The organism is Cupriavidus sp. BIC8F, assembly GCF_032465815.1.
GTDB lineage: Bacteria > Pseudomonadota > Gammaproteobacteria > Burkholderiales > Burkholderiaceae > Cupriavidus > Cupriavidus necator.
Genome location: NZ_CP136095.1, coordinates 1,890,628 through 1,904,589 on the forward strand (window position 1 = coordinate 1,890,628; position 13,962 = coordinate 1,904,589).

Consider the following 13,962-nt stretch of genomic DNA (forward strand, 5'->3'; position numbering starts at 1 on the left):
GCGGGCGTGGCCGGATAGAAAATTTGCCTCAGCCGCACCATAGCCCGCCCGGCAAGGCGTCCGCACCATACACTGCCGGCGGTGCCGTAAATGGATGCGAGCGTTCGCCGACCGCGCGCCATGCTGCGGAGATCGAAGGGGGCCCGCCACACAGGTCCGATGGCCGCTCTAATCTGGCTCATCTACATCAATTCCTCGATGAACCGATCTACCGCAGAAAAATGCTGCTCCCAGGTTGGCTCGCGAAACCCCTCAATGCGCTCAATCTGCGCAGCGCGCTGAGGGCTCTCCTCGGTTGCATACTCCATGACGCGCGTCATCCAGCCGAGGCCATCTAAGGGATCGAGGTACTCTGGAATCTCGCCAGCGATTTCGCGAAACGCAGCCAGGTCACTGGCAATCACCGGCACCCGCATTGCCAACGCTTCAGCCAGCGGCATGCCATAGCCCTCCACGAACGACGGAAACAACAGAGCACGGGCATGGTTCAGGTAAGTACAGAGTCGCTCGTCGGAGCAATTGGCTTCTTCTATCACCTTGCCGCGCAGAGGAGCACAGCGTTCAAGCATATCGATCACGTTTTCGCACTCCCACCCGCGCCTCCCGATCACCACCAATACTGGCGCCCTCTGTCCCATAACTTCGACCAGACGGCGCCAGACATGGAGCAGCAACCAATGATTCTTACGCGGCTCGATGGTGCCCAGCATGACGAAATACGGTTGCGCAAGCAGACACTCGCCCGCGACGCCGGATATCCCCGAAGCGAGCCGCGCCACCACCGCCCCAGGGACCGACCAGCCGTTGTGTCGCGCTTGCTGCACGAGGGAGTCGAGCGTGTCCTGAGAGTTTGCAACAATGCCCGCAGCATGACCGAGCGCTACCCGCATCCGTTCGAGATGGACTTCCCGCACACCAGGGCGGCAGTACTCTGCATGCGTGACCGGAATCAAATCGTGCAACATGAACACCGTATGGATATTCCGGCGTTTCAGCGACTTGAAGTAGCGGCCATACTCCAGCCCAGAATGGCTGGTGTGCAGTAGCACCCCCCCATTGAATATCTCGTGTCGCAATGCACCGCATATGGCACGTACCAAAAGGGACTTGATCCCTGCTGGCTTGGAAGAATGCTGCTTCAATAGCAGCTCAAATGCCTCAGCAGAATGCTCCGCTGACAACACCACGTTGAAGCCGCGGATACTCAACACCGCGCGGGCGCGGTGTGCATAGTGTTTGATATAAAGGAGACCAACACGGTCAACGCCTGTGGGCAAAATCTGCTGGCCCAGGCGATCCAGGAGCCGCGTGACGTCGAGGAAGATCGGGATCAAACTTTCTTCTTTCCTTGAAGATCCGTGACCTAAACCAAGATCACCTGTTAAACCAAGTCATGTGACCACAGACGGCATTCACCACCGTCACATCGTGCCCCTCCGGCTGCACGTGCCTTTGCCTGGTGACTGCAGTGCAACCAATCCGACTCACAGAATCATTTTCAAGACGCTCATATACCTGTGCTTCATATCGTCAAGTCGCTCACTATAGAATCCCCGGTTCACCGTCGCGTAACTGTCCGCCTCCCGCAACAGGCGCGATGGATCATCCACGGCATCTGAAAGCGATATCATCGGCAACTGCAAGTCATGACAGATCGTCGTAATCTTCAATTGCCAGGGAATGCGCGGCGTTTCAACGTAGATGACCGGTCTGCCAAGCGATGCCGCAAATATCAGCGGGTGGTAGCGCCCGGCCGATACGACGAGCCGGCACTTCGCCAGTACCGCCTTTACCGCTTGCGGATTCCACCAACACTCACAAACTTCAGCAACCCGCTGCTCGGAGGCATACTTCCGCATTTCGCGAGCGTCTTCGGGTGAAAACGGAACAAACAAGCACCGCAATCCCAATGTTTCGAGCTTCTGGGCGAGCAACTCGATGCGACCCTCTCCAAAAGCGAGTTCCGGCCCATTCTCTTCCCGCACTACGATTGCTACGGTGTTCTCTTCAATGCTGATGTCGTCCGGAACATCGCCGATGGGCAAGTCCCAGGCCCAGTCCGCTCCAAGGTGGGCTTTCCTTGACAACATCGAATAGCGTTCATAGCTCCAGCGCGTGCGAAAGCTCACGAACGCGAGATGCTGCGTAAAGAATTCTGTTGTCGATCGAAGGCGCACATGTGCATCCCCAACAATGGTCGGGAAGTCGATCCCGCTGACCAGCACTGGAACGTTAGACAGAATTGCATGAATCAGCTGCGCGCCATTGAAACTGAAACCCAAGCCGCCCCCGCCAATATGCAGCGCCGCTGCACGATCTGGCTCCACCGGACCGATTTCAAGCTGATGGACGCTGAGGCATTGTGTGTATGGATGCCAGTTCCAGAAGCCGTCGTAGGCGCCATGCCTGTCGAGTGACAACGTGACAGGCATGGTCGGAGACAGGAAGTCATAGATGCGCTGCAGCATCGCCTCGTCACCTGTGTTCCCTCTACCCCAGAAACCTGATACAACAATGGGCTTGCTGTGTTTCATCAGTACCCCATTGCCTGCTTGTACACGAGAGTATTGCTCTCTGCGTCATACTTCCCTTGTGTGTGGACTACGTCTTCACGCGCTGCCACCGCGCAAACCACTTGCGCCAACTCCAGGAAATTGCCAATCTCGAACAGATTGAGGCGATCCGGGTGATAGCGTTCGATCTGCATAAACGCCTTGGTTCGCGAAGCCACAATAGGCTTGCCCATCTCGATGGCAATTGACATCGGTCCCGACGAGGACTGACCCACTTCCATATAGGGAAGCAGCGCGACGTCACAAACTTCCATCGCTTTAGGGAAATCATCATCCTTCAGGGCGCCCACGAAGTGCACGCGTGATGACAGGTCCGACGGATGCTTAGCGAGTGTCAACTTCTCGTAGTCGCCCGCAGACAACGTCAGATTGACCTTGGCATCTTCATCCTGTCTAACATCGAGCCACTTTCGCCCAGGTTCGATTTGACCAAGCAGGTTCGAAACATAGGCGTCAATGGAAACACCCTGCTTGATCTCATTGGGGTGCAAACCGCCAAAGATCGCCAGGTGGAAATTCGACGGAAGCAACCTGAGGGCACGCAACGCCACGTCAATACCCTTGTACTTGCTTACGAAGCCAAAGCAGCCAAGCACAACCGTACCTTCAGGCAACTGGCCAAGCCGGAGAAAGTCCTCGCGCCTGGTCGTTCGCTTCACCTCATCGACTACAGCCTTTGGATAAAAGGCGAGCGGATGGTCGAAGATACTCTCGATACCATGGACATACTTCAACATGCGCATGTCGCGTCGCGTGTGCACGATGACAGAGGCCTGCCGCTTTCTCAGGTGGGCGTATAGCTTCGTCGACAGCATCTCATTGTCCACGTGGTTGCCGTAGATGCCTACGACCTTATCGAACCGAAGCTTCAATACTGCGCTGGCAACGTCGCCCCAAGGGAATTGCTTGGATTGCAGAATCGTGTGAAACGTGACGCAAACTCTAGGCGAGGCGTCCACAAGCCTCGTGAAACGGCGAAAGATCGCCTTCTTCGTACGCCCGAGCGTGCCGTGCTCAAGCTGGATATTGACAGCATCGAAGTTCCGCAGCTCTTTGCAGATCCGAGTGATTTCCGCATCGGCAAGCCGCTGAACCGACTTCGCCTCGGCGCGAAACAGGAACTGGTCCAGATCGAACACAGTGATGTCGAAATGATTCTTGAGTTGCGGCACCAGCGCCTTCGTATATCCAGCAATGCCGCAAAGCTCATCGAAAGTACTTATGATCGCGAGCCGAGGCTTCCCACTCTCTCGAGAAACTGCAAAGTTCGTCATTATTTTGCTTTTCGGATTAAATCATCAGCGAGGCGATCGCCTTGCTGGCGTGAACACTCAACACAATATTCAGGTCAGGTGGTCCTTTGTGGCCTGGCGCGCAAACACTGCGATTACCGACATGAGGAGACCTCCAATAAGCGTCAGCAGAACCGCGCGCCAGCCATGTGGTCGGGTGGCGCTATCGGGCAGCACAGCGTCAACGAACTTGACGAGATATAAAGACTGACGCTCCGCATTCGTAATTTGTCGTTGGCGCGCATCGGTGGCCGAGGCGAACAGCTTCTCAAGCACCGTGATATCGGATTTCAGGTTTTCCAACTCCTCAATGCGCGGCGCATAGTTGCGCGCGCTCGCACCCAAGCCGGAGCTATTGTTTAACTGTTCGATACGGGCTGTGATGAACTTGATCTTGCTGTTCAGATTCTTCATCACGGGGGAGTCAGCACTGAGTTCCTGACCCATGGCCCGCTTCTGTGCCTCCAACGAAACGAGGTCATCCTCCAGCTTATTGATGAACTGCAGGTTACTAAGCGCAACCGCAGACTGGTCGATAATGCCGTATTGCGTACGCTTCTTTGCCAACTCACGTCGCTTCTCGTTCAACTCCCGGCTAGCGCGGTCGACGTCACGATTCGCAGTTGCCACCGCATCCCGGCGGATGCGATCCGATATATCGTTGATCAGCCCTTCGGAGATCTTCAGTACCTCAAGGGAAAGGCGATAAGAGTCATCTGCGCTGAACGCCTCAACGTTGACACTCACCAAGCCCGTCGTGATGTCGAAGTACGGCTTGATCTTGCGCTTGAGGTAGCGAAGCTTCTGTTCGGAGTCGGCATCGGCTGCTAAGGACCCTAGCAAAAATAACTTGAACAGTTGTCCTCGCGTCTATACGATGCGCACATGGATATCAGCGAGGCAGTCGAAGCGAAGTTTCGGGCCCTGCAGGCGCGCCTTGATGAGGCGACGTTGCGCCTATGGGCCGCCGCCGAAGCGCGCAGCCTGGGGCGTGGGGGCGTGAGTCTGGTGGCCAAAGCGATAGGCATCTCGCGCACCACGATCTATGCGGGACTGGCCGAACTCGAAGCGGCCGGTGGAGCGACGCGGGACATGACGGCCAAGCGCATTCGTGCCCCGGGAGGCGGGCGCAAGAGGCTAACTGAGCTCGATGCGAGGTTGTTGGAGCACCTGGATGCACTGGTGGAGCCGACCAGCCGGGGTGACCCGATGTCAGCACTACGATGGACGTGCAAGAGCACCACCCGTCTGGCCGAAGAGCTCAACCGGCTGGGGCATCGCGTGAGTCAGCGCACGATCTGCGATCTGCTGACGCAGACGGGCTACAGCTTGCAATCGGTGCGCAAGACACGCGAAGGCGCGCAGCACCCCGACCGCGACGCGCAGTTCCACTACATCGCCGACAAGGTGGCGCAGTATCAGCGCCAGCGTCAGCCGGTCATCTCGGTGGACACGAAAAAGAAGGAGCTGATCGGCGATTTCAAGAACGCTGGCCGCGAATGGCAGCCCAAGGGCCAACCCGAGCAGGCGCGTGTGCACGATTTCATCGACGATGAACTGGGCAAGGTTGCCCCGTATGGCGTCTATGATGTGACGGCCAACGAGGGCTGGGTCAGCGTGGGCATCAACCACGACACCGCCGAGTTCGCGGTTCAAAGCATCCGTCGCTGGTGGCTGGAGATGGGCCGTCCGTTGTATCCGAAAGCCAGGCGACTGCTGGTCACCGCCGACTGCGGTGGCAGCAACGGGTATCGTGTGCGGCTGTGGCGGGTGCAGTTGCAGCGACTGGCCGACGAACTCGGTTTCGCTGTGCAGGTGTGCCACTTTCCGCCGGGTACGAGCAAGTGGAACAAGATCGAGCATCGCCTGTTCTGCCATATCACGAACAACTGGCGCGGCCGACCGCTGTTGACGCGTCAGGTGGTAGTGAACCTCATCGGCAGCGTGAGTACCGCTGAAGGGCTGAAAGTGCGTGCGGAACTGGACGAGAACATGTACGACGCAGGTATCAAGGTCAGCGACGCCGAACTCGCTGCCGTGGCCATTGAGCGCGACGAATTTCATGGCGAGTGGAACTACCGCATCAAACCTCGAACATCTCGTCGCAAGACGTAATTGTTCAAGTTATTTTTGCTAGGATCCTAAGTGGTCTAGGATATCGCCACGGCCTCGCCCGAACAGCACTTGCAAATTGAGCCTCGATCCAAGGTCGCGCACGAAGGCATCGCTCTCCAAGTACCGCACGACCCCGTAGGAGGTAACTCCGACCTCCGAAGAGAACGGCACGCTTTGGGCAATGCCAGCACCTTCGCTCTTTACCTGCGTGGGCTCGGCCGGTCGTACACCAAATTGCACGGTCGTGAGATAACCTGGACGCGCAATGAGCCCATAATATCCCCCTACCAGCAGAGTAGGAACGATGCAGAATAATACAAAAAACAATACATTGGATTTAGGCCAGGCAATGCCTAGCGACCTGCTCGGTGCATAACCGAGCGTTTCATTCGTGGCCATTTTTTTGAATGATATCGTTATAAGCTTGAATAGCGCTCTCGATGTCATCATGCAGGGTGACCGTACCGTTATTCAGCACAAGGCCGCAATCGCACGAGTCGCGCAAAACATCGTTGTTGTGGGAAACCAGGATGATATTGGCATCTCGTATGCGCTTATTAAGCTCGTTCTGCGCCTTCTGACGAAACGCCGCATCACCTACCGCAGTCACTTCGTCAATGAGATATGTATCGAAACGAAAGGCAAGACTCAACCCGAACGCCAACCTCGCTCGCATCCCGGATGAGAACGTCTTAATTGGCATGTCGAAGTAGCTGCCAATCTCGCAAAATGCCTCGACATACGCCATCACTTCACGCGACTCATAACCATAGACCCGCGAGACGAATATCACGTTCTGGCGGGCGCTTAGACTGCTGATGAAGAAACTGCTCAGCGCCATTGGAAATGAGATTGCCCCGCTACGTCGGATCGCTCCTCGATCGGGCTTTTCCGCGCCGGCGATGAGACGAATCAGCGTTGACTTGCCAGCGCCGTTACGTCCCAGAATTGCCAGATTGCGTCCCTGCGGGATAAAAAAACTCACGTCATCGAGGATCACTTTCGTTTGTCGCGATGTTCGAAAGGCTTTTGAAACACGCACAAACTCCATCAACTCTCGACTCCGATGTGCCGATCGAGCACACGCATTAGTATTAACCCGCCAGCAAGCAATAAGGTGGAAAGCAGAAGCAAATACCCAGGTTCCAGCCACGGCGGTTGGAATCCACTATAGAATCCCGCGCGCAATAGTTCGATGCATTGCAATACGGGGTTCCAGATCAACACTGCCCGGATCTCCGGCGGCATCTTTTCCGCGATGTAGAAGATCCCGCTGCAGAAGTACAGCACCCGTGTAATCTGCGACCAGATCATCTCCCAAGATTCGAACATCTCATTGAGCATTGCCATGAAGATGCCGAGAGATACTCCAAAGAACCATGCGAGGAGCATTGCCCCCAAGATCGAAAGGCCATCCTCGGGGACCGCCTCGATGCCAACAAGATTAAAAATAACTAGAATCAGAGCCGCAACGAGCAATTCTGTCAGCAACGACAGGATTCCGCGCGCAACGAGCACGTCGAATACCTTAATTGGTGGCAGGAGCAACAAGGATCGATTGGCACTCAGCCCTTGCATTACTTTAGACCCGGTATGAATCACCATGAAAAAAGGCAGCAAACCGGTGAGGTAGAACAGATAGAGATTGTGGCCGAGTGGTGCTGTCGAGTGATTAAGGAGTGAGAAGAAGAAGCCCAGAACCATCAGGTGCACAATCGGTTCAATGATGGCCCAGAGGTATCCGAGCCTCGACCGCTCATATTGCCCGGCGATCTCGCGTAGGATCAGTGCGTGGAGGACACGCAACTGGGCCTTAAACGGCCCGGTGGGCGGACGTCGGGGAGGGGCAGAAGCGCTTTCCATAGACAGATTTACCTGTATCTGCCGTTCAACGTGGGCACTCAGGCCTTCGGCGTGCGCAAGAAACTCATCGTGCCCGGGCCGTTTCGCGACAGCCGCTTCCGCGTGTTGAAGCGCACGTCGGTACTCGCCGCAAGCGGCCCAGGCACCGCTGAGTACGCGCTCAAGAGTCCCGTCCCCGTTCGGGGCGATACGCGCCTGGAGCAAATGCACAGCTTCGTGGGGGCGTCCGGACTCGATTGCCAGAGACGCGCTGTGAATTGCGTAGTCCAGATTATGCGGCTCCATCTCCAGACAGCGCGCGGCATCCTCGCGAGCCTCGTGGAATCGCCCAGCGCACGCGAGCGCGCCGCTTCGCGCGCGCAGAACGGCCGCGCTCTCACCGCCACGCTCGATCAATTGATTTGCCAAGTCAATGGCACGATCATAGGCACGAGCTTGTACAAGCTCGTGGACCTGGTTCAGCTCCAACGCCGAATCTTTCATACCAGCATGAATCCCGTCATCCCGCACTGCACGCCTTCAACTGATCAACCGTTACTTGAATGCATTGATAGAGTTGACAACCGGATAAGCCACCGAGAAAACGACGTTGAGGAACTTTTGCAGGTCCGCAATTGGCGCGTTCGCCACATACATGATGTCCTGATCATGCATCTTAAAGCTACGCGCCAGGAAGTAGTTGCCCGGGTCCCTAAGGTCAATACGATAAATCACCGGGACCAGCTGACTCTCCGAAGAATCAGCTACGTCACCAGCCAGCGCCGAACGGCGCTCCATACGGAAGACGAATACCCCACTGGGATCTGCGCGATTGTCCAGCAGACCGCCCGTACGAGCCAATGCCTGCGTCAGTGAGATCCCTGGCTCTTCAAAGCTGATTTCGTCGTTCTTCCCGCTTGCACCAAACGCCACAAATGTATTCGGCTTGAATAGCAGCGCAACGGTGTCGCCAGGAAACAGCCTGATGTTCTGCCGGGGATCCTTGATTACCGTCGACAGCGGCATGCTGCGCACTAAATTGCCCCGCGTGATCTGTACCGTCAGCTTATCCAATTGCTGCTTTCCACCTCCCGCGCTCGATATCGCATCGAGCAGCCTTTCACTTTTCGGAGTGAAGGGTACACGCGTGGCCCCGCCAGCATCGCTGATCACGGTAACGAATGACGTCTGATTCTGCGCCAGCCGCACCAGCACCTGCGGTCGGTTAGCCTTTCCATTCAGACCTTGCGAGATCTCGGCAGCAACCTGGGCCACGCTGCGCCCTGCTGCCCGCACACGCCCGACAAATGGGACCATAATGTTCCCTTGGGCATCAATCACCTGGGTCGGCAACTGTGTTGCGTGACCACCCGCAGCCCCCGAAAGGCTCTCCGCTTGCAGGCCACCGAACAATACGGCTGGTGGCGCCTCCCAGATCGTGATGTCCAGCAGATCTCCCGCAGCGAGATCCTGCTGCGCAGGCATGCGGTCTCCGAGCGTTTCCGCAAAGGTCGATGTCCCCTCTTGCGCAGCCAATCGCCTGATGACGGGTACGCTAAGTTCTACGAGATCGATCCCCCTGGCTTTCAAATCGGCTTGCGCGGAATCGATCTGATCCGTCCGCGGCCCTGCCGACGGAATACCGGCGCATGCGCTAAGGCATGCGACTGCTATTGCAGCCACAACCGATCTGAAGAGGAATGAAACTCGCATTACTGTACTACCCAAATCAGGACTTGAAGACATTGCAGCCAGGCTATGGCGGATGGGATCTTCTGCCACTCCACTGCCTCTGCTTGGGTGGCGGCGCAACGGAGAGCCTCAACGCGGGAGTCAGCGAACGCCGAAGAACGCCGCGAGTAGTCGGAAAACAAATTTGACACTATGCGGCACGCAATTATAGCGAGCACTAGCCCAACTTGCCATGTAGAAGTGGATCTTGCGGCAACGCCCCCACCCAGATTGCTCATCGCACCTTGCCCGTACCAATCATGCGAGCAACACATCATCTACCCCGCAGCCGCATGTTAAATCCAGCGTTAGCGGGGCAAGAAGCAGACCCGCTCGCAGCCTTCTTCGCTACAGCAGGACTTTGCGATAGCTGTAGCCCTCCCGGGGATCGCCCCAGTAAAAATATCAAATATGCTCACACCAGCAGAAGTGCCGGGGACCGTGTAGCCAGCCCAACACCGCCTCCGAGACGCGATCCAAGGCGCCTTCGGTACAGTGCCAAATGCCCGCGCATGCTGATCGGGCTCCCGCCCCCCGCAACTCCCTTGCGACCAGGAAATCCTGTGCGCCACCAGCAAACGATGCGGGTTTCCGCGACGGACTACGGACGTAGCGGAAGACCGTAGATTATCCCCGCCGCACATGACAAAACTTGCGGACCTGCGTTTCTATGCGCAACCGCATCGGCCAAAGCGCAAAAGATGCTGAAAATGCTTAACAATGGGCGGCGCGTTCGGGTATCCTCCCTGCTTCCGCGGTCACGCCCATTTCTGCTCCCCGGTGGCCCTGTTTCGCACGGGGTTGTTGCCGCACGCCGCCCTGCTTGCGCCCGTCCTTCGCTACCCATGCCCCGCTCCTTCCTGACCCTGCAAGGCACGGCTTCTCCCTTCTTTAGTCAGTTGGCTATCGCTCTGGCCGAGCGCGGCCAACCGGTACGGCGCGTCAACTATTGCGGCGGCGATTTGGCCTATTCGGGCAAAGAACAAGCCTATAACTACTGCGCGGAAATGCAGGCGCTGCCGGATTGGTACAACAAGATACTTGGCTCTGGCAATTTCACCGACATCCTACTTTTCGGGGATTGCCGAAAGATTCATAAGGCGATATATCCGATCGCACAACAATATGAAATCCGTGTGAACGTATTCGAAGAGGGCTACGTCCGGCCAAACTGGCTGACCCTGGAAACGCATGGTGTCAACGGCCGCTCGCGGCTGCCGCGCGACCCTGCGTGCTATCGCGAGCAGCGCGGCGTCACGCCGCCCTGCCCTTCCAGCCAGCCCACCGGCTACAGCCTCTTTGAGCGCGCTTTTCACGATATCCGCTATCGCGCAGCGAACGCACTGTATGCCGGCCGTTTTCCGCACTACCAGAGCCATCGCCCTCATAACGGATATCGGGAATATGCCGGCCTGGCTCGCCGCCTGCTCCAGCAACGCCAGCACCGCATTGAAGCCGACCGGCTCACGGAACGCCTCCTGGCCAGGAAGCTGCCCTATTACCTCTTCCCGCTGCAGCTCAACTCGGACTCCCAGATCCAGGTCCACTCGCCGTTCGAGGGCATTCGGCAGGCTATCGACCACGTGCTGATCTCTTTTGCGGCGCACGCACCCACCGACGCCCTCCTGGTCATCAAGAATCATCCGCTTGACACAGGACTGATCGACTATCGCCACTACGCCAAGATGAAGGCAAAAGAGCTAGGCATGGACGATCGCCTCGAATTCATCGACGCCGGCCATCTGCCCACGCTGCTCGACCACGCACGGGGCGTGGTGGTCGTCAACAGCACGGTCGGGCTGTCCGCCCTGCACCATCGCCGCCCCCTGGTGGCATTGGGAACGGCGATCTACGACATGGCCGGCATGACCTGGCAGGGCAACCTGGATGCCTTCTGGCGGGAAGCGGAAGGACCGGACATGGGCCTGTACCAGGCATTCCTCGATTACGTGGTGCACCACACGCAGATTAATGGCGATTTCTATACCCGCACCGGTATTGCCATGGCCGTCGCCGGCGCGGTGAAGCGGCTGGAGGCCAGTCCTCAATGACGGACCGCGGCCCCCGCCACGTTGTCATCACCGGTGCAAGCGCCGGCATCGGCCAGGCGCTTGCCCGCGCCTACGCGGCTCCCGGCGTGACGCTGGGCTTGGTCGCCCGCGACGCAGCGCGCCTCGCCGCATGCGCGGAACAATGCCGCCAATCCGGTGCGACGGTGGAAACTGCGCAACTGGATGTCCGCGACGCCGCCGGCATGTCGGCATGGCTGATGGCCTTCGACGACGCCCACCCGATCGACCTGCTGATTGCCAATGCCGGCGTCGCCAGCACCTTGGCAACGACCGGCGACTGGGAAGACCTGGAGCGTACGCGCCGCGTCTTCGACACCAATTTCTATGGCGCCATGCACACGCTATTGCCGGTGATCGACCGGCTGCGCGGGCGCAAGCGCGGACAAATCGCGATCGTCAGCTCGCTGGCCGCACTGCGCGGCATGGCGATTTCGCCGGCCTATTGCGCCAGCAAGTCGGCCATCAAGGCATACGGCGAATCCGTGCGGCCGCTGCTGGCCCGCGATGGCGTCCGGCTTTCGCTTGTGTTCCCGGGCTTCGTGAAGACATCGATGAGCGACGTCTTCCCCGGAGAAAAGCCGATGCTGTGGTCCGCCGACAAGGCCGCACGACACATCCGCGCCAAACTTGCCGCCGGACGCGCGGAGATCAAGTTCCCCGGCCTGCTTGCCTTCGGCATGGGCCTGCTGCCGCTGCTGCCCGCCAAGCTTGGCGATGCCATTCTCAACCGGCTCTCCTACGTGCCCCGGGAAGATCGCTAGGCACTAATGTCGGGCTGGATCTACTTCCTCCTGGCGCACGCCATCTCGTTTGTGCCGGACGGCATCGTCCTGCCACAGCCCCGCGCACCCTGGCGCCGGGGCATCCGGGCTCTGAGCATCCACTGCCTGTCGGTGACGAACCTCTTTTCGCTGACGCTGCTTTGCACCGCACGCCCGGCCTTTGCGGCGCTCGTTGCTGCCTCGATCGTCGGCCTGCTGGCGGTGGTCAGCAACGCCAAGTACGCGTCGCTGCGCGAGCCGTTCGTCTTCACGGACCTGAGTCTGTTCAGCCAGCTCTTCCGCCATCCGCGCCTGTACCTGCCATTCCTCAGCGTCGTTGAGGTCCTCGCGATGCTTCTCGGTGCGGGCCTGTTCGCCGGCGCCTTCATCGCTAGCCCGGCACTGCCCGCAGTGCCCGCCGTCGCCCTGCTGGCCACGTCCGCCGCATGCGTGCTTTGGGGCGCGGTGTTCTCCGCCGCCCTGCCGCTCACGCTCGAACCCGGCAAAGACCAGCAGCACCATGGCTTCTTCGCGGTGTTCGTCGCCTACTTGCTGAATGGCATGCGGCCCGCTGTGATGCGCGGATTCCGGGCCGCGCTGGTGGCCGGACCCTTCTCCGGAAAGGCCGCGCCGGCGGAGAAGCCCGACGTCATCCTGATCCAAAGTGAATCGTTCTTCGATGCCCGGCGACTCGGCGATGCGATCCGCCCGGAGTTGCTACGGCACTTCGATGCGGCCCGGCAATCCGCCTTGCAGCACGGCGAGCTGCGCGTGCCGGCCTGGGGCGCCAACACGATGCGCACGGAATTTGCTGTGCTGACGGGACTGCCCGAGTCGGAGCTTGGTTTGGCACGCTTCTACCCCTATGTGTTCATCCGTCGGCCGTGCGCATCGATCGCCGGCTGGTTCCGCCGTGCGGCCTTTCGCACCGTCGCGATCCATCCCTACTACGCGGACTTCTTCGGGCGCGACCGCGCGCTGCCGCTAATGCACTTCGAGCGTTTTCTCGATATCCGTCACTTCACGGATGCCAGCCGGGCTGGTCCCTATGTCTCGGACGCGGCAGTCGCGGACGCAATCCTCGCGGAACTGGAAGCCGCCGGCAACGAGCCGGCGTTCGTCATGGCGATGACCATGGAGAACCACGGGCCGCTGCACCTGGAGAAGGTGGCACCCGGCGAAGGCGCGCAGTACCACACACGCGGCGATGGCGCTCCGTGGGACGACCTGACGGCGTACCTGCGCCACCTGGCCAACGCCGACGCAATGATCGGGCGCCTGATGGAAGCCCTGCGAGCGCGCAAGCGCAGCGCCATCCTGTGCTTCTACGGCGACCACGTACCGGCGCTGCCCAGGGTCTTTCAGGCGCTCGGCGGCATGCAGGCACACAGCGATTACTTTATCTGGCGCAGCGACGACGGCGGGGAATCCGCCCCGCTGCGCCGGGACATATCAGCAGCTGAGCTCGGACAGGAACTGGTACGGCGCATCCAACAAGCGGTGCCCGCATGCCTGTCGGCATAAGCAGAAGAAAAATACGAATTGAGCAGTAGCAGGGATAGCAGGGTCTTAATAA

Annotated in this window: 11 protein-coding genes; 4 read left to right on the top strand and 7 right to left on the bottom strand. The window is 58.8% G+C overall.

Annotation, left to right across the window (positions count from 1 at the left end):
- Positions 1 to 182: 182 nt before the first annotated feature.
- The 4 genes from RS901_RS28735 to RS901_RS28750 all read right to left on the bottom strand — a co-directional run bounded on the left by RS901_RS28735 (position 183) and on the right by RS901_RS28750 (position 4,708).
- The gene (locus RS901_RS28735) at positions 183 to 1,334 is read right to left on the bottom strand and encodes a glycosyltransferase family 1 protein (RefSeq protein WP_316153902.1); all 1,152 of its coding nucleotides are present in this window, start codon (positions 1,332 to 1,334) and stop codon (positions 183 to 185) included.
- Between the two features lie 150 nt (positions 1,335 to 1,484).
- On the bottom strand, positions 1,485 to 2,534 hold the full coding sequence (locus RS901_RS28740) for a polysaccharide pyruvyl transferase family protein (protein WP_316153903.1): 1,050 nt from the start codon (positions 2,532 to 2,534) through the stop codon (positions 1,485 to 1,487).
- A complete protein-coding gene (locus RS901_RS28745; RefSeq protein WP_316153904.1) occupies positions 2,534 to 3,847 on the bottom strand; it encodes a glycosyltransferase in 1,314 nt (437 codons plus the stop codon). Before RS901_RS28745 ends, RS901_RS28740 begins: the two co-directional genes overlap by 1 nt.
- A gap of 69 nt (positions 3,848 to 3,916) precedes the next feature.
- Entirely contained in the window at positions 3,917 to 4,708 is a 792-nt protein-coding gene (locus RS901_RS28750) for a hypothetical protein (protein WP_316153905.1), read from the bottom strand.
- A 42-nt stretch (positions 4,709 to 4,750) separates the two neighbouring features.
- Here RS901_RS28750 and RS901_RS28755 point away from each other — a divergent pair, with 42 nt between their 5' ends.
- Positions 4,751 to 5,980 carry an ISAzo13 family transposase gene (locus RS901_RS28755; protein ID WP_316149395.1) on the top strand — a complete coding sequence of 410 codons (1,230 nt, stop codon included), beginning with the start codon at positions 4,751 to 4,753 and terminating at the stop codon, positions 5,978 to 5,980.
- A 385-nt stretch (positions 5,981 to 6,365) separates the two neighbouring features.
- On the opposite strand, the gene RS901_RS28760 is transcribed toward RS901_RS28755, so the two are convergent.
- From RS901_RS28760 to RS901_RS28770, 3 genes are read right to left on the bottom strand one after another with little or no spacing between them, the layout of a single operon-like run.
- Positions 6,366 to 7,031, bottom strand: coding sequence for an ABC transporter ATP-binding protein (locus RS901_RS28760; protein ID WP_316153906.1), 666 nt, complete (start codon positions 7,029 to 7,031; stop codon positions 6,366 to 6,368).
- Positions 7,031 to 8,326 carry an ABC transporter permease gene (locus RS901_RS28765; protein WP_316153907.1) on the bottom strand — a complete coding sequence of 432 codons (1,296 nt, stop codon included), beginning with the start codon at positions 8,324 to 8,326 and terminating at the stop codon, positions 7,031 to 7,033. Before RS901_RS28765 ends, RS901_RS28760 begins: the two co-directional genes overlap by 1 nt.
- A 51-nt stretch (positions 8,327 to 8,377) precedes the next feature.
- Positions 8,378 to 9,307, bottom strand: a complete 930-nt coding sequence (locus tag RS901_RS28770; protein ID WP_316153908.1) for a polysaccharide biosynthesis/export family protein — start codon at positions 9,305 to 9,307, stop codon at positions 8,378 to 8,380.
- Positions 9,308 to 10,398: 1,091 nt separating this feature from the next.
- Between RS901_RS28770 and RS901_RS28775 the strand changes: the two genes are divergently transcribed.
- From RS901_RS28775 to RS901_RS28785, 3 genes are read left to right on the top strand one after another with little or no spacing between them, the layout of a single operon-like run.
- Positions 10,399 to 11,604, top strand: coding sequence for a capsular biosynthesis protein (locus tag RS901_RS28775; RefSeq protein ID WP_316153910.1), 1,206 nt, complete (start codon positions 10,399 to 10,401; stop codon positions 11,602 to 11,604).
- Positions 11,601 to 12,386, top strand: a complete 786-nt coding sequence (locus tag RS901_RS28780) for an SDR family NAD(P)-dependent oxidoreductase (RefSeq protein WP_316153911.1) — start codon at positions 11,601 to 11,603, stop codon at positions 12,384 to 12,386. Before RS901_RS28775 ends, RS901_RS28780 begins: the two co-directional genes overlap by 4 nt.
- A 6-nt stretch (positions 12,387 to 12,392) precedes the next feature.
- Positions 12,393 to 13,910: an LTA synthase family protein gene (locus RS901_RS28785; RefSeq protein WP_316153912.1), complete on the top strand. Its 1,518-nt coding sequence runs from the start codon at positions 12,393 to 12,395 to the stop codon at positions 13,908 to 13,910.
- Positions 13,911 to 13,962 lie beyond the last annotated feature (52 nt).

What these genes read in the sequence shown, in the direction of transcription:
- RS901_RS28770 (WP_316153908.1), bottom strand. Translation starts at nt 9,307, where the DNA reads ATGCCTGCGCAGCAGGATCTCGCTGCGGGAGATCTGCTGGACATCACG.
- RS901_RS28740 (WP_316153903.1), bottom strand. Translation starts at nt 2,534, where the DNA reads ATGAAACACAGCAAGCCCATTGTTGTATCAGGTTTCTGGGGTAGAGGG.
- RS901_RS28745 (WP_316153904.1), bottom strand. Translation starts at nt 3,847, where the DNA reads ATGACGAACTTTGCAGTTTCTCGAGAGAGTGGGAAGCCTCGGCTCGCG.
- RS901_RS28760 (WP_316153906.1), bottom strand. Translation starts at nt 7,031, where the DNA reads ATGGAGTTTGTGCGTGTTTCAAAAGCCTTTCGAACATCGCGACAAACG.
- RS901_RS28765 (WP_316153907.1), bottom strand. Translation starts at nt 8,326, where the DNA reads ATGAAAGATTCGGCGTTGGAGCTGAACCAGGTCCACGAGCTTGTACAA.
- RS901_RS28775 (WP_316153910.1), top strand. Translation starts at nt 10,399, where the DNA reads ATGCCCCGCTCCTTCCTGACCCTGCAAGGCACGGCTTCTCCCTTCTTT.
- RS901_RS28780 (WP_316153911.1), top strand. Translation starts at nt 11,601, where the DNA reads ATGACGGACCGCGGCCCCCGCCACGTTGTCATCACCGGTGCAAGCGCC.
- RS901_RS28785 (WP_316153912.1), top strand. Translation starts at nt 12,393, where the DNA reads ATGTCGGGCTGGATCTACTTCCTCCTGGCGCACGCCATCTCGTTTGTG.
- RS901_RS28755 (WP_316149395.1), top strand. Translation starts at nt 4,751, where the DNA reads ATGGATATCAGCGAGGCAGTCGAAGCGAAGTTTCGGGCCCTGCAGGCG.